General features: G+C 52.8%; 18 protein-coding genes and 1 tRNA gene. 5 read left to right on the top strand and 14 right to left on the bottom strand.

The window, feature by feature from the left end; all coding sequences use genetic code 11:
* Positions 1-18 precede the first annotated feature (18 nt).
* The 4 genes from BM022_RS03505 to BM022_RS03490 form a co-directional block, all read right to left on the bottom strand.
* Positions 19-303 carry an HU family DNA-binding protein gene (locus BM022_RS03505; RefSeq protein ID WP_091136944.1) on the bottom strand — a complete coding sequence of 95 codons (285 nt, stop codon included), beginning with the start codon at positions 301-303 and terminating at the stop codon, positions 19-21.
* A gap of 1365 nt (positions 304-1668) precedes the next feature.
* A complete protein-coding gene (locus BM022_RS15040; RefSeq protein ID WP_143079513.1) occupies positions 1669-1884 on the bottom strand; it encodes a hypothetical protein in 216 nt (71 codons plus the stop codon).
* Between the two features lie 835 nt (positions 1885-2719).
* Complete coding sequence (locus BM022_RS03495) at positions 2720-3016, bottom strand: site-specific integrase (RefSeq protein WP_143079512.1); 297 nt, start codon at positions 3014-3016, stop codon at positions 2720-2722.
* 363 nt (positions 3017-3379) lie between these two features.
* Positions 3380-3715, bottom strand: coding sequence for a ubiquitin carboxyl-terminal hydrolase 14 (locus BM022_RS03490; RefSeq protein WP_091137189.1), 336 nt, complete (start codon positions 3713-3715; stop codon positions 3380-3382).
* 387 nt (positions 3716-4102) lie between these two features.
* On the opposite strand from BM022_RS03490, the gene BM022_RS03485 reads away from it, so the two are divergent.
* Positions 4103-4378, top strand: coding sequence for a hypothetical protein (locus tag BM022_RS03485; protein WP_143079511.1), 276 nt, complete (start codon positions 4103-4105; stop codon positions 4376-4378).
* A gap of 71 nt (positions 4379-4449) precedes the next feature.
* On the opposite strand, the gene BM022_RS03480 is transcribed toward BM022_RS03485, so the two are convergent.
* Both BM022_RS03480 and BM022_RS03470 read right to left on the bottom strand, forming a co-directional pair.
* Positions 4450-4875 (bottom strand): thermonuclease family protein, encoded by a 426-nt coding sequence (locus BM022_RS03480; RefSeq protein WP_091136937.1) that lies wholly within the window; start codon positions 4873-4875, stop codon positions 4450-4452.
* Between the two features lie 489 nt (positions 4876-5364).
* The gene (locus BM022_RS03470; RefSeq protein WP_091136934.1) at positions 5365-5631 is read right to left on the bottom strand and encodes a hypothetical protein; all 267 of its coding nucleotides are present in this window, start codon (positions 5629-5631) and stop codon (positions 5365-5367) included.
* Positions 5632-6084: 453 nt separating this feature from the next.
* Here BM022_RS03470 and BM022_RS03465 point away from each other — a divergent pair, with 453 nt between their 5' ends.
* Positions 6085-6501: a KGG domain-containing protein gene (locus BM022_RS03465; RefSeq protein ID WP_091136932.1), complete on the top strand. Its 417-nt coding sequence runs from the start codon at positions 6085-6087 to the stop codon at positions 6499-6501.
* A 48-nt stretch (positions 6502-6549) separates the two neighbouring features.
* Here BM022_RS03465 and BM022_RS03460 read toward each other — a convergent pair whose 3' ends face one another.
* From BM022_RS03460 to BM022_RS03435, 6 genes are all read right to left on the bottom strand, one after another.
* Positions 6550-7413 (bottom strand): DUF72 domain-containing protein, encoded by an 864-nt coding sequence (locus BM022_RS03460; protein ID WP_091136930.1) that lies wholly within the window; start codon positions 7411-7413, stop codon positions 6550-6552.
* A gap of 6 nt (positions 7414-7419) precedes the next feature.
* On the bottom strand, positions 7420-7761 hold the full coding sequence (locus tag BM022_RS03455) for a cupin domain-containing protein (RefSeq protein WP_091136929.1): 342 nt from the start codon (positions 7759-7761) through the stop codon (positions 7420-7422).
* Between the two features lie 163 nt (positions 7762-7924).
* Positions 7925-8554, bottom strand: a complete 630-nt coding sequence (locus BM022_RS03450; RefSeq protein ID WP_091136927.1) for a UdgX family uracil-DNA binding protein — start codon at positions 8552-8554, stop codon at positions 7925-7927.
* A gap of 96 nt (positions 8555-8650) precedes the next feature.
* Positions 8651-10357, bottom strand: coding sequence for a hybrid sensor histidine kinase/response regulator (locus BM022_RS03445; RefSeq protein WP_091136926.1), 1707 nt, complete (start codon positions 10355-10357; stop codon positions 8651-8653).
* A gap of 43 nt (positions 10358-10400) precedes the next feature.
* The gene (locus BM022_RS03440) at positions 10401-10817 is read right to left on the bottom strand and encodes a response regulator (RefSeq protein WP_091136924.1); all 417 of its coding nucleotides are present in this window, start codon (positions 10815-10817) and stop codon (positions 10401-10403) included.
* 21 nt (positions 10818-10838) lie between these two features.
* Positions 10839-12731 (bottom strand): Tar ligand binding domain-containing protein, encoded by a 1893-nt coding sequence (locus tag BM022_RS03435; RefSeq protein WP_091136923.1) that lies wholly within the window; start codon positions 12729-12731, stop codon positions 10839-10841.
* Positions 12732-13167: 436 nt separating this feature from the next.
* On the opposite strand from BM022_RS03435, the gene BM022_RS03430 reads away from it, so the two are divergent.
* The gene (locus tag BM022_RS03430; protein ID WP_091136921.1) at positions 13168-13758 is read left to right on the top strand and encodes a CHRD domain-containing protein; all 591 of its coding nucleotides are present in this window, start codon (positions 13168-13170) and stop codon (positions 13756-13758) included.
* Positions 13759-13940: 182 nt separating this feature from the next.
* Positions 13941-14029: transfer RNA gene (locus BM022_RS03425), tRNA-Leu, on the top strand.
* 362 nt (positions 14030-14391) lie between these two features.
* On the opposite strand, the gene BM022_RS03420 is transcribed toward BM022_RS03425, so the two are convergent.
* Both BM022_RS03420 and BM022_RS03405 read right to left on the bottom strand, forming a co-directional pair.
* Entirely contained in the window at positions 14392-15015 is a 624-nt protein-coding gene (locus tag BM022_RS03420) for a MarC family protein (protein ID WP_177191614.1), read from the bottom strand.
* A gap of 1376 nt (positions 15016-16391) precedes the next feature.
* Entirely contained in the window at positions 16392-16757 is a 366-nt protein-coding gene (locus BM022_RS03405) for a hypothetical protein (protein WP_091136915.1), read from the bottom strand.
* 282 nt (positions 16758-17039) lie between these two features.
* Here BM022_RS03405 and BM022_RS03400 point away from each other — a divergent pair.
* Positions 17040-18681 (top strand): flavin monoamine oxidase family protein (locus BM022_RS03400; RefSeq protein WP_091136913.1); only part of this gene is annotated, 1642 nt, incomplete at its 3' end.

Below are 18681 nucleotides of genomic sequence, written 5' to 3'. Positions count from 1 at the left end.
CTTTACCTCTGCCGCTCGTTATTTTCCGCCGCCATTGAGCGCAGCCTTAATCGCTGTACCTGGTTTGAATGCTGCAACCTTCGATGCGGCAATCTTAAGTTCTTCACCGGTCTTGGGGTTGCGGCCAGTTCGTGCCGCACGCTCACGTACTTCAAACGTTCCGAAGCCGGGCAACGTCAGCGAATCCCCTTTTTTCAGCATATCGGAAATAATTTCTATCAGTGCGTTCACCGCGCGGTCGGCGGCAACGCCGCTAGAATCAGTCTTTACAGCAAGTGCATCAACGAGTTCTTTTTTGTTCATGGTTTGTGATTCGCTTCCAATCAGTTAATCGGGGCACCATTATAAGGCGCCGCGAAAGAGGGTTGTACCGAAGGTATGATAATGCGAGCGACAGGAAACGGTTATGGAGATTCCGAATTTTGGTAAAGTTAAGTTCACCTGCAGGCAGATTAAATCAAAGCATCATAAATCCGTGAATGTTTTCTGGAGCGCGATAGCAGCAGTGAAAATGGACTAACTTTCAGTGCGCTAGCTGCCGTGAAAATTGACTAGCCTTGATGAAGCGACTTGTGTAAGCGTAGCGAGCATTGGCGACCGCCTTCAAAAATAGGTTATTATTCCGTTTGAGCTAGGGGTAGGTGAATAGGTTTAGCCCAGTAGTTGGCTCTGAATGAATGCGATTTAATGCAAATCGCATTCATATTTGACACTCCTAATTTAAGTTGATACCTTAATTTCCATGAGTCGTGGGAAAGAAGAGAGAGTGTGCAAAATGTAGCTGTAGGAGAGTTTTTACTGGAGAAGCGAAGTGGGTAGACGTGCAGGAAACAACAAACGTGAGAATGGGAGAGTGTTTGCGGCACTCCCCCAGACTTTAAAATCAACATCAACCAAACACACTTGGAAGCGGAATGGTTTTCGAAAGTTGCAAACGATAGTGTCGGGCAGGGGAAGCTAAATGTCAACAACCTGTTTAGTTCATCCTAACTCGGCAAGCCAATTCTGTTGCCAGGCGTGTTCTACTACAAGGAGCCGCCGTGCTTATCATAAGCATAAGCGTAAACGTCCCTATGATGGTGCAGCACTGCTGCCTATTTATATGGATATTGGCAATCACAGTTAGAACGAAGTAACCAAAACGGGGAAAACCGGAAGGTGCGGTTTTCCCCGTTTTTTGCTGCGAAGCTACCAGGTAGCACCGAAGATGAGAATGGCGAAGAACATGGCAGCGCACACTGGGAGTGCTCTCCTGTTCGCGTAAACGGCACCGGCGAGCCCCAGCGTCATGATGACTGCCAAGCCGATCGAAAGGGTGACTGCTAGAAAGGTAAGCATTACAGCAGGGTAGCACGGTTTTTTGGTGGCAAAATCTGAAAGGACTTTCTCTTCGTTATACTCGTGATTTCGTCGAAACCCGGTGGGGACGCCATCCCAGCCTCAACTACGTATATCTGTAAATGTTACCCTTGGTTACGACAATCAAGGCGAGCGGGCCTGCAAGAGTCCGAACTGATCGAGAAGGGCGCGCTACAGGACTAGGTCAAGGTGATCGATGAGCGAATCACGAAACTGATGGCTGGATTTAATCAGCTGGTGAAGGAAGTACGCCGGGAGGCTAGATAGAAATCGTATACGGCCGCCCGGCTGATGAAAAAGAAGGCGATCTCAACTGCTTTTTTGTCCCTGTTGCCCCTTACATTCCTCGTCGACGCTATCCAGTTCCTGTTTCAGAGACGTTGCAGCAGCTGTAAATTCTTGATGCAGTTCCTCTACAATCTGTTTGTACACACCGGATTCCTTTAACTGAGTGAAAATAGAGGGATTCGCGCCGACTCCTACCGGCGCCCTTCTGATCGCATCAACAACCAGCTCGTTGAGCAATACGTCTCTTATATTATCGTCAATGCGGAATCGTGGGTCGGGGCCGCCGTCAAATATGCGGATATTACCAATGCGATCCCATGGCTCTGGAGGTTGAGGAGGAGGAGGCGCAATCTTAATCTTCGTAATTCCACGCCTGACGATCTCGACTACTCGCTTCCATTCTTCGCACTTTCGTCTATCCTCGGGGTCCTGGGATAAGTGGATCGGCCGCTGCTTCCGCTGCGATAACCCTCCTACATGCGTCCGGATCAAATGCCATTGTTATTCTCCTTATTTTTAAGCAACACCAGCCTGTTGCTAGCTAGTTTTTAACTTGCAACTCGATACCAGCCTTCCTTTAGTGTAAATCGCGCCGATATATCCTCGTCATAATAATGAGGGGCGGCTCCAAAGATGGCAGCGATGGCGTCAAACATCATGCCACTGTAGCACGGTTGTTTGGTGGCGAATGTGGAAGGATTTACGCTAAAAGATACTCGTGATTTCGTCGAATTTCCTTGGGGACGCCAGCAATTCCCCCCAAATTTAGCCGGATTGTATAATAACTACAACGGGCTAACGTTTTCGCGATTGAGCGTGATCCGTTCAACGGGCCCGTGTAGCATGTCCTTGAGGTCTTCCTGTCATTCTCTGGTAGTTTGCCTATCATTGCTGCAAGCATCGCCTTGCCATCCGACTCCTTAATCTCCCGCAGCCTTGGATTGATGATGCGCAACATCACGTGTGATGGCTGGTTGTGAAGCAAGGCGCGTCGATCGGCAAATTCCTCGATTTTTATATGAGGGGTGCCATCGCTCCTGATGAATTCCCCGCGCCTCTCTGTTTCGATCTTCTAGGCGCAGTCACGCGTTAGCTTGAATTGGCGCCGAAAATTGCCGGAGTGCTTCAGTCGTTGGCCCTTCGGATCAGAAAGCAAAGTCATGCCAACAATACCGCGCGACTTGATGCGGTCAATGAGAGCGACAAGCTCCCCGACAATATCAATCTGTAATCTTGCTTTGGTCTTTCCTTGCTCAACCCAGAGCGCACCATCCTTGATGTGATCCCATCGCATCTTAAGGACTCGGCCGGTCATTGCGCGGTCGGGCAGGCTTGGTCGATTGCATCCTGAATCACTGGTGAGGCGCATTGATAAACGCAACCATTTCATCGGTGACGTAAATATCGCGGCATTCCTTGATCCGCTCCCGAGATACAGGGGCGGGTCACTCTGATATATCGTGACGATGCGACTCTGCAAGCCGTTCTGAAACGGGCAAAGGGGTACGGCGCTGGGCTACGGCATTGACGAGAAACCCACTGATGCACCCCATGTTGTTACTGCTCGCGATGCTAACGGGACGGTCATTCAGGACGTGGATACTGATGGCAGTTTGAGGTTGCTCAGACTGCTGCTGCGGTAGCGGGACCGGCGGGAAGGTTGAAGTCAGGTCGATTCAGGAGGCAATGGTGGGACAGGCGTGGGCTGAATCGCCGGCTACACATTCTTTTTTTAATGAGAATGAGACGCATAATCGTCTAGTAGATGAGAAGCCCTTGCAGGATGTTGCGCCGCCTTTAACAAACCCAGGTGAATGAAAAGCTCATCGATGTAGCACCATTTCCAGTTTTCATCGGGCTCAAACGATCTGATAATTGGATGAGACGTTTCGTGATAATGCCTCGTGGCATGCTTGTTTTTCGATGAGTCACAACAGCCGACCTGCCCGCAGATGAGGCACAGGCGCAGATGAACCCAGTTATCGCCTGTTCTTAGACAATCCTCGCAACCTGCGGCGCTCGGTGTTACTCGCTGGATCTGATTCAGATGGGAGCACGTCTTCGTCATGTTTTCATCTCTATTGTGAATGGCAGATGCCATTGCGAAGGCATACGGCCCGCCCGGTCCCGGGAGGGGAATGCTGCTATACCGTGAAGAGCAACGCTGCGAGCGGTCTTGGATGGCAAAATGCCAACAGCATTGGGTTAGAGCATTGAAGCCGTCTGTGCTGCCCGTGTTGTTACCTCGGGATCAGTATGGAAACCATAATCCTGGATGGCGCTAGCGACCACGTGTTTGCGGTTTTGCAGAGCGCGGCCGGGATGGCAGGGCCAAATGAACGGATCTGTTAAATTCACACCGGTTCAGGATTGGATGGCGGAGCGTGGCGAGGGTTTTATCAAGCGAAAGGCAGCTGAGCATGTTAAAAACCTGCAACGATTCAGGAGAATAAAAATGCAAGCACTATATAACGCGGATGTATACACGGATGAGGTCCGGCAAATGATATTGGAATCGGGACATATTGGGATCGAGATCGCAAATCGGTGGATGATGGGGTGGCCGAAGAGAGTCGTGAACCTTATGATCCAGGACACGTATGAGGATGTGTTTCAGAATCAGCTTCTACAGGAACAAGACGCGATAGCCAGAGCATCCAACCTCAGCCATCTGGCGCCAACGGAGATCGTCGTGATGTCGGGGCTGAATCTGGAACCCCCGGAAGTGTAGAAGCGGGCATTATCGTTGAACCTGCAACTTCTTCAAGCCCTTATTTGAAACCGTGCGTTGGCAAGACCTTTTTACATTTGCCTGCGCTGTTGGCGCCATGCTCGAGGCGGGATGGGGGAAGGGTCGCTCCACAGTCCACGTTTCGCCACTTTCGCTTCATGCTGGAGCACATAGAGCTTGTTATCTTTCGCGTATTTGCGGTAGACCCACGCCATACCGCGGTTCACCTGCTCAGCGTTGGCATCTACGCCATTGCAAGTCACCCGGGCGACGGTGCGTCCATGCTTATCCTTCAGCCGTGGTGCTATCTGTGCCTGTTTGCCGAAGCACAACTCCGAAAGAGACTGTTTTGAAGTGGTGCCGTACGGTTGCCCGGCTTCTGGTGCCTCGATTTCCGCAAGTCGAATTCTCACTTGCTGCTTATTGTTATTCAGGACGGTTAGTGTATCGCCGTCACTGACACCAACTACCGTGCCAAGAAATATAGCTGATAACATGTTGTGGTTGGCAGTGCAGAGCGCGTGACGTCTTCCCCGGAATCTTAGAAAGAGTTTAGCCGAAGTGCAGTCCTCTGCAACGAAGTGGAAATATTCCTTGCCTGGGCAAAGCGGAATCTAGCCCTTGATTGCTCATAGTTATACCAGAGAACGTTATTACTGACCAATAGGTTTCGGCGCCGGCTTCTGCTTGACCTGCAAATTATAAGGCGCCATACCGACGCACGGTCCTTCTTTAAGTGCCCAGAACACTTTTGATTCGGGCCACCCAACGAGCGCCTCTTCGTGAACATAAGGGACAAGGGATTCGTAACACCAGAAAATAGGGAAAGTTTTGCGTGAGATAGTGCCTGCCTCGGTTCGGAGATAAAGGACGTATTCCGTCATTTCCTGCTCCAGGTCTCGTCTGACTCGCTTTTTATGCATGTTTGCCTCATGTAAATATGCAAGCATAAATCGGTGTCTTCGGCTTTCCGGTCAAATTGATAATTATGCTGATTCCTTCATCCCTACCGATGGGCTGCCAGCGGCACGAACGCCCAAATCAGGGCTAAGCGGGGCGATACCCACGCTCGGTCCCGTGCGGGCTGCCCACAGCACCGTGGATTCGGGAAAGCCCACCAGCGGTTCTTCATGTACATACGGATTCGAGGTTCCGGGGGAGGACCGGGCGATATGGGGCAGATGTGAAACAACATTTTTCATGCGCTCAACGTGACCCTCTTTGGTTCTTATGTAGACAGCATATGATGGCATGACCCACTCCTGTGATGGTAACGTCCAGCAGCCAATTCTACTGGATATGTGTTGCAGTACTTTTACCATCGGTTGGATATTTATGTATCCGGCGGAATCGTCCCTTTCTTTCGGCAATTCCCGTTATCGGCAGCGCCTTGCTCACCGTGGAAGAGGTGCATTGACGGTCAACGAGGCTGGCATGGGTGGGCATCCAGGCGGCATCCACAAGCCGGTCTGCCAGCACAAGTTCTCTCTGGACTGTTCACCATGCTCCTAAACGTGACGTTTGCACAGGCTCCTCATTATGTTTGCTTCCGAACAGAGCGAAGTGTTTCAGCTAACTAGCATGCAGTCATTCTCTAGCTTTTAACTCTAATAATGGAGATATGAAATTCCCGGGGCCCAAGTGGGATTTAAGCGAATAGCATGTCCTGGGATATTGTTGAAGTATTCCATAATAGGAGATTTATCATGGCTACAAGTAGAGAGAAAACTAGCGAAGAGCGGAGTCGCACGGGTGGGGGGACAAGTAAGCGCGGGTTTGCCTCCATGGATGCAGAGAGACAGCGTCAAATAGCCAGCCAGGGCGGAAAGGCCGCTCATGAAAAGGGTACGGCTCACGAGTTTGATTCCGCGGAAGCGCGCGAGGCCGGGCGGAAAGGTGGCAAAGCCGCGCATGAGAAGGGAACTGCGCACGAGTTCGACTCTGAGGAAGCGCGCGCAGCTGGCCGGAAGGGTGGCAAGGCCGCTCATGAGAAAGGTACTGCTCACGAGTTTGACTCGGCAGAGGCGCGGGAGGCTGGCAGAAAAGGCGGAGAAGCGCGCGGCAAAGGTATCTCATCCGAGCAGCCCGCCAAAGCGGGTAGCCAAAGCTATAAAAACCATTAATAGACCGGTTTACGAAGGGGGGGTTTCCCCCTTTTTTATTTGGTTAAACTAAAGCTTCGTTATCAGAGACTTCGCATCAAACGGTGCCTTGACTTTGATATCGTTGTCGAAATAGCAGTAGACGTCACGCGGCTGTCGGTGTGGCGTCACTCGGGTCGAGATAAGATGCGCATCCTCCGGCTGGAGACCGTCGCGCCAAGCGCCGATTCGAGCAGCCCAGCGCGTCAAGGCCTCATCGGTATAGCCGCTTGCGTAAAGTTCCTTATCGCCATGCAGGCGGAGATAGAGAAAATCGGCGGTGACATCCTCGCGATATGGCCATTTCCCTGCGGTATCGGCAACGACCAATGCAATGTTGTGCGCCCTCAGCATCTGCACAAAATATTCGTCAATAAAACTCTCGTGCCGGATTTCAACCGCGTGGCGCAATGCCCGGGGTGCGTCAATCGCCAGCCGTGCGCGTCCCACCATACGACGCTCGCGACGGCGGGCAAGGATCAGCGCCTGTTCCGTATCTTGCGGTAAAAGCTCAAGGAAACGCTTCATTGTTTCCGGGTCGAAACGAAAGCTCGGCGGAAATTGCCACAGGATAGGGCCAAGTTTCTCTCTCAGGTTGAATAGGCCCGAGGCGAAGAAGTTGGCAAGCGGGGCTTCGATTTCGCGCAGACGGCGTATGTGGGTGATATAGCGCGCGCCTTTCACGCTGAAAATAAATCCGGGCGGCGTTTCGTCGTACCAATGCTGAAAACTTTGCGGCGTCTGCAGGGAGTAGAACGTGCCGTTGATCTCGATGGTGGGCAATGCCCGAGATGCGTATTCGAGTTCGCGACGCTGGGGAAGGCCGGGAGGATAAAAAACACCTCGCCACGGCGGATAGCGCCAGCCGGAAATCCCCACGAATACCGCGCTCATCCGTGCTCAACCCCGAGCCGGCGCCAACTCTTCTCCATTCTTCTCATAGGCAGGCGGTACGTAAAAATTCAGCGTCCGGAGCAGATCATCTCCGTTGTTGCGGATTTCGTGCTCGTCGCCCCGTTCAATTAGCATGAGCGTCCCCTCGCCGAGGCAGTAGCGTTTCCCATTTACAGTCGCTATACCGGTTCCAGCCACTACGTAGAGCCACTGATCGGCGCCACGATGGCGGTTATCCGGCCCACCTTCGGCTTGCCCGGGCGGCAGAACCATCTCCACTGCCTGCGAAATACGATTTCCCAGGACCACTCGAAACCCACTTTCAAACTGCAGATTCTTTCGTTTCATCACGTCTCCTTCCGCGGGCGCGAGTCAAAAAAATTACACAGCTCGAAAATGATGCAGTTCGAGTTGGAAGAAGTCGGTTACCTACCGAACAAGTCGACGTGTCGGGTACGTGACATGCAGGCAATCAAGACTGATGCAGATGCTGGAATATTCCTATTGAAGTTCACCGCACGAAGGATTTTGCCAGCTTGATATCATCAAGAAAGCGATCGTATTCGTCATCTTTATCCTGCTCGGGCACACGCAACAGGAACGATGGGTGGACCGTAATCAGCAATGCTATGCCTGATGCATATTCGGTCAGTTTTCCCCGGCTTCCCATGATGGGCGCGGCTCGGCCCAGCACTGAACGGACCGCTGTCGCGCCCATGGCGACGATGAGGCGGGGCGCGACCAGCTCGATTTCCCGTTTCAGCCAATCATGACAGGCAGCGATTTCCGCATCCACAGGTTTCTTGTGCATACGACGCTTGCCGCGAAGTTCGAATTTGAAATGCTTCACCGCGTTGGTTATATAAACGCGCTCGCGCGGGATGCCAGCCGCAGCCAGCGCTCGAGTCAGAAGGTGACCAGCGGGTCCGACGAATGGGCGGCCTGCAATGTCCTCCTGGTCGCCGGGCTGCTCGCCCACCAACATTACCGGCGCGCCGGACGGACCTTCGCCAAAAACCGTTTGAGTGGCACGCTCCCATAGGGGGCATGCCCGGCAATCCATGGCGGCGTTTCGCAGCGCTTCAATCGTATTTCCGGCATGCTCCGCCGGGTTGGACGCATACCCGGATTTGGCTTTCATATCGTTAAAGCCCTTCCAGATGCTCGGGACAAAGCATGAGAGTTGCCTTTGAACAAGCTACTCCACCGGCTTAACCAGGCAAGTGTCGGTGTTCGTTTACCGCTTTGCAGCCATCGCTTCGGTCTGGTTTTCGTCTGCAGCGACTTTAGGGGGACTCGCAGAGATCAGTTCGAACCAGAATACGCTGCCAACGCCCACGGTACTTTCCACACCGATCTGCCCGCCCATCAGCTCGACCAGTTGTTTGGTCACGACCAAGCCAATGCCGGTGCCTTCGACGGAGCCACGCTCTTGCCCGAGCCGATTGAACTGTTGAAAAAGCTGGGTCATCTTATCCGGCGTGAGGCCGGGGCCACTATCCTTTACGCTGATGCGAAGCCAGTCCGGCGATCCCTGGCAACTCACTTCGACCGTTCCGCCCTGGCGGTTATATTTGATGGCATTGGATAACAGATTGATCAAAACCTGCTTAACCCGGGTGCGATCAGCTTTGACAAACCGATGCACATCCAGGGGGGGAAAGATCAGCTGGATGCCGCGCTCTTGCGCTTGCGGTTCGATCATCGCCCCGCATTCGAGCATGACGTCGGTTACAGACATCGGTTCTGGCGAAACCACGAGCTTGCCAGATTCGATTGTGGCGAGATCGAGTATCTTGTTGATCAGCTCCAGCAAATACCATCCTGCCGAGTTGATCTCCTTGAGCATGGTCATCTGGTTGGACGTCGGTGGCGGCGAACTCGATTCCAGCAGCTGTGCGAACCCAAGCATGACATTAAGCGGGGAACGCAGCTCGTGACTCATGCTGGACAAGAACTCGGATTTTGCAAGATTCGCTTTTTCCGCTTCAGTCTTGGCTTTGGTCAGCTCCGCCTGGATCAACTTGCGTTCAGCGATATCGCGGCGTAGCTCATCATTCAATCTCGCCAGCTCATCCGTGCGCCGCGCCACCAGATCTTCGAGGCGATAGCGATGCTGACGCAACTCGTCTTCCGATTGCTTGCTTTCGGTGATGTCCACCAGGATACCCTGGAGAAACAGCGAGCGTCCCGATTCGTCCCGCACCACGCTCGCTTCGTCCCGGAACCACAAGACTTTTCCGTCGGCCGTAAGCAGGCGGTATTCGCAGTGCAACGGCGCGGCGGTGGCTTGGCTCTTTGCCCGCTCTTCCAGCGTGCGCTGCCGATCATCGGGATGAGTTTGTGCCAGAAGGATGTCGGGGTTGTGAAGCCATTTTTCCGACGGAAACCCAAGGGTTTCAATCCGGGAGCTTACATAAAGGAACCGGTTGGTGCCATCGAGCGCGGCGATATAAACGATCGCGGGAATGGTTTCGACCAACGAGCGGTACTTAGCCTCGGCCTGAGCGAGTTTTTCTTCCGCGTTTTTTTTTTCGAGCAGGACCTTGCGCTCGCCCAGCACGCGTTGGATGACGGCCGGCAGCAATTCAAGATATTGCTGCTCCATATCCTTGATCAGGTAATCGCGCGCGCCGCGCTTCATTGCTTCGACCGCAATTGTCGCGTTGTCGGTCCCTGTCAGCATCATCACCGGAATCGAAATATCGCCGGTATCATCCGCGAGCGCGGCCAGGAATTCGAGACCGTTCAGGTCCGGCAGGCGATAGTCGAGCAGAACACAGTCGGGCCGTTGTTCGTGGGCGAGCTGCAATCCCTCCCGACCGGATTCGGCCTCCGAAAGCACGAAGTCGTAGTCCGGGTCGCGGGCAAGCACGCGTCTGCAGGCCATGCGATCCACTGCATCATCTTCGACCAGGAGCACGCGAATCAGCGGCTTAGTCATTAAAAAGTGCTGAAGCAAGAATCAGATCGTCCTCCGCAAAGCGTCAGTACGGCATTTCGCTTATGGTCCAGTAAGCGTCGATGGAGCGCATCACTTCGACGAACTGGCGATAATCAACGGGCTTCGCCATGTAACCCGCGACCCCCATGTTAAAACTGTTCAACTTGTCCTGCTGCTCTTCGGAAGTGGTCAGCACCACTACCGGAATGCGTCTGAACTGTTCATCCTGTTTTATCACCTGGAGGAATTCGATTCCGTTCATGATCGGCATGTTCAGATCAAGCAGAATGATGCATGGTTTTTCACTTTCCCGATCTCGCAGGTAGGCCAGTGCCTCCTCGCCGTTTTCGACGTTCATAAGCGGGTTCGTCACATGGATTTCCTTGAGCGCGCGAATTACGGTCATGGTATCCACTTGATCGTCTTCTACCAGAAGAATAGGTCTGTTGGTTATTTTCACTTCGCTTTTCCTATATTAGTATTAGATTGAAACTCGTGCTGTTTTAGGCAGGGTAAAGAAAAATGTGCTGCCTTCCCCAGGCCGGGATTCGACCCAGATGCGACCGCCATAAATTTCCACAATTTTTTTTACCAGGGCCAGCCCAACCCCGGTGCTTTCAATACGATCGCGGGGCGCCAGGGTTTGAAATAACTGGAAAATCTTATCGAAATGGCGTGACTCGATGCCCGGCCCGTTATCGCTAACGCTGAATTTCCATTGGCCGTCGTCGTCGTGGCACGCAATACGAATTTCGCTCCGGGGTTTGTCCATATATTTTATAGCGTTCGAAAGCAGGTTCTGGAATATCTGCTGAATACGAGTTGGCTCCGCTACGAGGGATGGCATAGGATCTTCAATCTCTATGGTAACATTCTCCGGCGGAGCAATGAGTTCGATCACCTCACGAATTACGTCCCCCACATCCATCGCCACCGGCGCTTCTTTCACCCGACCCACGCGGGAATACTGAAGAATACCGTCGATCAGGTTTCCCATCCGATGTACCCTGCTGACGAGGAGGCGGATATGTTCCTTACCTTGGTCGTCCAGCTTATCCGTATAATCCGTCGCAAGCCAGTCTGCCAAGGCGCCAATGGCGCGGAGAGGCGCCTTCAGGTCATGTGAAACCACGTAGGCGAAGCTTTTCAGTTCTTCGTTAGCACTTTCCAGTTCGGCCATCAAACGCGCCTTTTGTTCTTCGGCGAGCTTGCGCTCGCTGATGTCGCGCATGATGACCACAAACATCCTTTCCTCCTCGGTGTACATTTCCACCACCGCAAGATCCAGGGGAAACATGGCGCCATTCTTGCGGTGCCCTATAACCTCCGAGGGGGCACCGAATGCTTTCGACCGACCGGCAAGGAAACTTCTCAGATGTTCAGCGTCCCGATTCTGACCTAGCTCCTGCTGTGGGAAGAGAAGACCGATATTTTGCCCGACGATATCGCTTGGCGTATAGCGAAAAATCCGCTCCGCTGCGGGATTGAAGGTTTTAATTACACCGTCTTCGTTCACCGATGCGATGCCGTCGATCATGTTATTCAACAGCGCTCGCGTATGTGCTTCGCTTGCCCGTACCTGGGCGATGGTATTCACCAGGCTGTCTCGCATCTCCTTGAGCGCCTGCATGAGTTGCCCAACTTCGTCTTTCGAGCGAACCTCGATTTTCTGCAACAAGTTTCCGGCTGCAACTTCGCGGGCGATCACTACCACATTCTCCAACGGCTTTGAAATGGAGCGAGTGAACACCCGGGCGATCAAGATGGCTAACAGGAGCGCGATGACGATGGAAGCGATGAGAATGTTGCGAATGTTCTCGTAGCGGTTTTGTTCCCGGTTGTATTCGTTTCCAACTTCATCCAGTTGAAGCATGACCAGCGCGTCGATGCTGGCGCCAACCGGTACATAGAGAGGTCGAATTTTTTCGACCAGAAGCCGGTGAGCTTCGCCAATTTTATGCGCGCGTAAAGCGGCGACTGCGGGAACGATCCCCTCGTTAACGAAAATTTCACGGTCCGCCGCAAACTTCAGCGCCAGTTTTCTCTCCTCCGCCGTCAGGTGGGTCTCTATGTACCGCTCCCAGGTCCGGTTGATTCTTTCGATGTTTTTCTCAATCAGCGCAGTTTTATCTGCAATGATTTCAGGCGTCGGCAACAGCAATGCAGACGTTACAGCCAGACGGTTATGCAGCAGGAGTGATTCAATGTAACTCACCTGCTTGAGCGGAATCGCGCGGTCATGGTAAACGGTCGCCAGTCCGCCGATGGCGTTGCTCATCCCGAAGAGGCCGAGCATCTGAATACCCAGCAGAAAGGCAACCAGGACAGATAGGATGAAAACGAGCCGGGTTCGGATGGTAAGGTCTTTAAACATAAAATCGTCGGTAAACGCTCATCTCCATTTGAATTGGTTTTAGGCAAAATGGCTCATCATTGTTAATATTACCCTTGCCGGCAGCAGTGAAAAAGGGATTCTTCGATATAAATGCGAGCGCAAACCACAAAAAAACTCGTTAACCCTGCGTAGGGACAGAGAGACCGAGCATGAGACGACATGTATGCCGACGCCGGAGAATGCTTTTGAAGCCCGTGGGAAAATCGCGTGTGTCTTTCTGGAGCCGCTAATGCCACGATATCGGCCCGGACCGCGTGGCGATAGCGGAGCAGCCGTCACCCTGCAAGTCCAAACGGTCTATTGAAATACCTCCGATATGTACTATCGTAAAGAGGGTGTTAAATAATTTATATATCCGCCGTCGCTCTTTTTGTGAAGTACGCAAGGTCTGTCAGCCCTAATATAAAGGAGGATAATGATGAAATACAGTTCTTTAGTCGCAGGAGCTCTGTTTGCAGCGGTCGCCATGCCAGCCACCGCCGTTGAGTCAATCTACACAGCCGTGCTCAGTGGGTCGGCCGAAGCCCCGCCCAACGAGTCTCCAGGAACCGGTACGGCGACTGTCACGATCGACACTGGCGATTACACGATGCGGGTTCAGGAAACATTCAGCGGCCTGCTTGCGGCGAATACTGCTTCGCACATCCACTGTTGCACAACTGAGCCTCTTACCGGTACTGCGGGTGTGGCCACCACCACGCCCACATTTACGGGTTTTCCCTCGGGAGTAACGTCGGGTACTTATGACCACACCTTTGACTTGACGGACCCGTCCAGCTACAACTCGGCATTCATAACCGACCATGGGGGTAATGCTAGTGGCGCTTTTGCTGCGCTGGTGGCAGGGTTGAATAGTGGCAGCGCCTACGCGAACATCCACTCAGAAATGTTCCCGGCGGGAGAGATTCGCGGCTTCCTCACGTTGGTGCCGGAACCCGAAACCTATGCCATGCTGCTTGCCGGGCTTGGGCTCGTCAGTCTCGTGGCTCGCCGCCGCAGGGTTTGAGTTCTTTTTAATTTGGTGCGGCAGAAAGGGGCTTTCAGCCCCCTTTTGTTTTGTCACCGGCCCAGGAGGAGGTGACGCTCATTCCGCCTGATACATTCTTGCCAATTAACTGGAACGAAAATTTTTGGCAACCTTTCCATCCAGTTCATCGCTTCGGGTTACAATTGACGGCTTCCGCTATCGCCCGGATGGTGAAATTGGTAGACACAAGGGACTTAAAATCCCTCGGGCTTAATCGCCCATGCCGGTTCGATTCCGGCTCCGGGCACCAAAATTCAAGCACTTATCGTATAATTGCACTACAAATGTTTTCTGAGTTCATGTTGATGGGCCAATAGCGGGGCACTGAGAAAAAAAATTTGCGATTCCTTTTAGAAAAGAAAATACTAAAGGTGATTGCCGTGACAACCCCAATGCTTAACCAGCAGCAATCACTGTTCTGCTTGAGGGTTCACAACCGAGCATGTGTCATCTGAAGAGTTAATAAGCACAATTTTTCGACAGGAGTTACCCCCGAAGTTACTCCTCAAAATACCGCTGTCGACGTTGTACCAATCCATTTTTTAGCAATAGTAAATTTCCGTTCTCGCCACTTCTTGGTCATCCAATCTTTCTCTGATAAGAATTTTTACACTAGGCTGGAGCAAGCATCGGAAACAGTCCACGTAACCCAGTGGCCATCATTTCTACGGCTATCGCCGCAAGGATAAATCCTCCGACGCGCTGTACTACATCCATAGTGGATTGCCGAATCTTCTTTTCCGCCTGACTGGCGATGTAAAAAGTTATCCAGCATACGATACCTACGATAAGGATAGGCACCACGACATGAATCAAATCGGCATAGGTCTGCCACGCGCTGTTTCCCATGACATAGCTGAATGCGGCCGGACCGGCCAGCAGCGGTACAGCTAAAGGGACGATTGCCGCTTCTCGAACCCCATCTTCATTAGCGATACTGGGCGATCCTTTGAAGGTTGATTCCTTCCCAAGAACCATTGCTATTGCCAGCAATAAGACAATAACTCCTCCGCCAACTTGCATCGCTCCCAGCGATATGCCGAGCAATCCTAAAATAGGCATCCCCAGAAATGTTGCCACCAGCAACGCCACCGTGACGCTCAACCCAATAGTCCTGGCGAAGCGGCCCTTGCTGCGCAGATCAAAACCTTCCGTATCCGCGAGAAAGACCGGGATCATGGAAACAGGCCCCATCAGCACGAGCAGCGTGAGGGTTTTCTTGAGAGTTAGAGCCAAAATTAGAAGCATTATCTAGAAATATTAAGCGCGCCGATGGACCCAGAATGGGTGGTTTATTCTTCTCAAAGGGGGCGCTCAACGTTTGATATGAGCGACTCCGCGGTAAAACTGACTACTATCCTCAAAATGGGAAGGGGTTACGGGCTGTATCTGTTCGCATGTAAGTTTCGCGATTGGTTACCCGACATCCTTACCCCGCAGTGTCGTCTCCTCGCAAAATTCTTTCTGTTGCAAAAAATGCAAGTCGACCCTATGCGGTGTTGCAAGAACGATGGCAGGGTTACTTAGCTCATCTGAGCGTACCTCGATCTCGAGCATTCGCGGTCGGGGTCACGTAATCGTCGCGCGGTTGAAATCCGATGGAAGAACCCGACTGTACTAGCGCGTCCAAGATCACCATCATCGACCCTCTCAACCTTTGCGCTCTCCTGACTTTAAACACATTTTCGAATAAGACTCTGGAAACCAAGGCTTCGAGATGAAACTTGACGTCTCCGTCCGCCGCGATTGCTTCCCCAAGTTGATCCGCAAACTTTTCAGCCATTAATGCAAATGCTCCGGGCAATGACGCGTCTCCTATCTAATAGAGGTACTGGATGTAGCAACCGAAGGTGTATATGGAACGGGGCGAATTTACAAAATGACAATCGACATCCGCGAAATGACCTTCAAGCCGCGCCCATTTCCGCCTGGCGCTATTCCACCGGATGTTCAGGAATGAGCTACGCACTGTGCCGTGGTCTTCGGAGTACTTGGAGTCCAAATTCACTTGCCATGACGCCTCGCGGGTAATGTTCTACCGACTCTACGAGCAAGGCTACAAGCTCCAATGCCTTTGCCGGCGCGCTATCCAACACCAATACGGCTAATTTTTGCTCAGCAAGGTTTTCTAACTCAAAGTCGCGCTCGGTTTTCCTGTCGTCTGCACCGCGTCGCTCAAGCCTCTACCACGAAACAATCGCCGCAGTAACGTTAGTAAAAAAACTTGGGCAAGCTGCATGTCGGGATGTGCCCCATCCAATCGGAGGAGCATCCGTGCAAGGCGTCGGTCGGGCCACGAATCAAAAAGCAAATCGTCCATATTCGGGGCGCTTGCAAACCATGCATCGCTCTCTGCCTTGCGAGTCGCAGCCACAGCAGTTGTCCAGGGTGATTCCACTTGTAGGCTTTATTGGGTACAACTCGCTCGCGTTGTCATCGACAAGAGGCCGTGATATCAGGTCGAAGATGGTGTTTCGGCACCAAGCGCGATCTTCGTCGTCCATAGGATCCCATTGATCTCGAACTCCAATCGCTGCGGCGACGTTCGGGCCTGCATCCACAAATTCATGTCCGTTACGGTGTCCGGGGAAATCGGCGCGGATCGACTTTCGCTAAAGCGAACATAGCCGCCACTCCCCGACCTCATGGATATGCGCGGGACTCTTCTGGAACTGATTTCGAGTCCAATTCATCAGCTTAATTTGCTGAAAAAAACCTTCTTGTTCTGGCACTGCATCATCGATGAGCTTCTGGACGTCATTATCAGGAGCGCGCATCTCAAATTCAATCAATCCGCTTTCCTCACCTCGATTGACGTTGTATCGACGTAGATCCATTCGATCTAGAGACAGACGCCACAGCCGATCAGCGTCGTCTTGCTTGGAGGGTTCGGGAAGGCTGTAGCGGTGCATATCGATGACGTCGAATACAGCCTGCCTCTTGTCGGTCAGTTGAAGCCTAAAAGCCAGCGACTCCAAGTGTTCGCCATGATGAGGCCGCTTCTTTGACTAAATGCCTTGAGTCACGCAGGGGGAGACTCAAAAGGTTCCATTATCACTGCTTGCGCCAGATAAGTGCATACAAAGCTATAGCTAACCACCTATTATATTTATAAGCAGTCCGCGCAACTCAATAGCCGATCTGGCCCTGGGCGCGTTCCCCCAAACTAAAATACCTCCCGGTCTCTTGTTGTGAACTGGGAAAATCAGAGAGAAAAAGGATGGTCACAAGAGCCTCGCATCCCAAATCCGGACGGTACCATGGATAACGATCCGATAACGCCCCTGAAGGGCATCTCACAGGATTGTAGGAACCGGCTGAAGAACACGCGCGTGGCGGTAATTGGGGCTGGGCTGGGGGGGCTCATGGCGGCCCTGCGGCTCAGCCAGCATGGCGTCAAAGTGACGTTATATGAGGCACATCCTCAGGTGGGCGGCCGCGTTCGCAGCAATGTACGGTTTGCCAACGGGCGCATTATCGAGGAGGGCGCCGAATTGATCGGCTCGTTTCACACCGCGTGGCTAAAACTGGCCCAGAAGTATGGCATCGCGATGATCAACCGGATGGGGGACCTTGAGTACGAGCGGGAACGCCTGAATTTGAAACTACGGCTGGATAATACGAAGGACCTGACCTGGGCAGAAATCCATCAACTCAACAAAGATGTTGATCAAGTGCTAAAGTCAATTGCCGACGACGCGGCAAAGTGGATCGTCCAAGAAACCTGCCCCTGGAACGAAACCAACAAAATCGTGCTGGCTATCCTGAAGAATTACGACAACACGACGGTAAGAGACGCGCTCATTAACCTGCACAAGGTCAACCCGAATAATCCAAAACAGCAGCGCCTGTGGAAGATGTTGGAGTTAAGACTTGTCAACGATGAAGTCTCTCAGCTGGACGAAATGAACTACCTGGGTCTGCTGTTAAAGGTGAAGGGTGGGCAGAGCGAGCGGTTCGAAATCGATGATCCCGGGCGGATGGGGTATTGGGACGAGCTGGAGATTTTTCGCTGCGCCGATGGCTGCCAGCGTTTGGCGGATGAGATGGCCAGTGAGATCCGGAAAAACCGAGGCGCTTTGATGCTGAAAACAGCGGTAACGCAGATCGAAATTCATCCGCAGGATGTGCAGCTGACGACACGATCGGTGGCTTGGCCGAGTGGGAAATTGAGCAGCGCAGGCAAAACGGCGCGTTTTCAATACGTAGTGCTGGCGGTCCCGCCTAGCGTCTGGGACGACGTGACGATCAAGGACAACGGCAGCGCAGTCGATCTCAAGGCGGAGATTGGCGTAATGGGACGAGGCCCGGCGGTGAAGTTCTTCAGCAGCTTTAAGAGACGGTTCTGGATTACGGAAAAGATCCCCTCCGCCCCGAGCGGGGGGACACTGAAGCTGGGTCAGATTTGGGAGGGCACCGACAACCAAGTGCAGACCGGCCGCCAGCGCATCGTGCTGAACATCTTTGCCGGGCCCACGCTGCCCGGCTCAGGGAAAGGCGCATCCCGTCCGCCCACCGAGCTGGAAATGCAGAAAGAGCTGAAAGATCTCTATCCCAGCTATTCTAGAAATCTGAACAAGACGTACTACAGCGACTGGCCGAACGAGCCCTTCATTAAGACCGGTTACTGGGCGCCAAAGCCAAACGGCGAGATCTTCAAGGTCGGCCCGAAACTCAACGTTGCGTTCCATAGGCGGCTGTACTTCGCTGGGGAACACACATACGTTTCCTTTTTCGGCTACATGGAAGGCGCGCTACGGTCGGGCATCCGCGCGGCGAACCTGCTGATGGGCGAATCATGTGGGATTGATGTGCTCCCCTTAAACAGAGCCAAGTCGAATCTAGTAAAGTTCGTTTTTCGAGAGGAGAACGACGTGCAGAAGCGATTTACGGATGAACAGA

Source organism: Nitrosospira sp. Nsp14, from assembly GCF_900113575.1.
Taxonomy (GTDB): domain Bacteria; phylum Pseudomonadota; class Gammaproteobacteria; order Burkholderiales; family Nitrosomonadaceae; genus Nitrosospira.
The sequence above is the reverse complement of the archived record's forward strand: the minus strand, read 5'-3'. Positions and strand labels throughout refer to the sequence as shown.

What these genes read in the sequence shown, in the direction of transcription:
- BM022_RS03470 (WP_091136934.1), bottom strand. Translation starts at nt 5,631, where the DNA reads ATGCCATCATATGCTGTCTACATAAGAACCAAAGAGGGTCACGTTGAG.
- BM022_RS03455 (WP_091136929.1), bottom strand. Translation starts at nt 7,761, where the DNA reads ATGAAACGAAAGAATCTGCAGTTTGAAAGTGGGTTTCGAGTGGTCCTG.
- BM022_RS03480 (WP_091136937.1), bottom strand. Translation starts at nt 4,875, where the DNA reads ATGTTATCAGCTATATTTCTTGGCACGGTAGTTGGTGTCAGTGACGGC.
- BM022_RS03435 (WP_091136923.1), bottom strand. Translation starts at nt 12,731, where the DNA reads ATGTTTAAAGACCTTACCATCCGAACCCGGCTCGTTTTCATCCTATCT.
- BM022_RS03485 (WP_143079511.1), top strand. Translation starts at nt 4,103, where the DNA reads ATGCAAGCACTATATAACGCGGATGTATACACGGATGAGGTCCGGCAA.
- BM022_RS03490 (WP_091137189.1), bottom strand. Translation starts at nt 3,715, where the DNA reads ATGACGAAGACGTGCTCCCATCTGAATCAGATCCAGCGAGTAACACCG.
- BM022_RS03465 (WP_091136932.1), top strand. Translation starts at nt 6,085, where the DNA reads ATGGCTACAAGTAGAGAGAAAACTAGCGAAGAGCGGAGTCGCACGGGT.
- BM022_RS03445 (WP_091136926.1), bottom strand. Translation starts at nt 10,357, where the DNA reads ATGACTAAGCCGCTGATTCGCGTGCTCCTGGTCGAAGATGATGCAGTG.
- BM022_RS03505 (WP_091136944.1), bottom strand. Translation starts at nt 303, where the DNA reads ATGAACAAAAAAGAACTCGTTGATGCACTTGCTGTAAAGACTGATTCT.
- BM022_RS03460 (WP_091136930.1), bottom strand. Translation starts at nt 7,413, where the DNA reads ATGAGCGCGGTATTCGTGGGGATTTCCGGCTGGCGCTATCCGCCGTGG.
- BM022_RS03495 (WP_143079512.1), bottom strand. Translation starts at nt 3,016, where the DNA reads ATGCGCCTCACCAGTGATTCAGGATGCAATCGACCAAGCCTGCCCGAC.
- BM022_RS03430 (WP_091136921.1), top strand. Translation starts at nt 13,168, where the DNA reads ATGATGAAATACAGTTCTTTAGTCGCAGGAGCTCTGTTTGCAGCGGTC.
- BM022_RS03450 (WP_091136927.1), bottom strand. Translation starts at nt 8,554, where the DNA reads ATGAAAGCCAAATCCGGGTATGCGTCCAACCCGGCGGAGCATGCCGGA.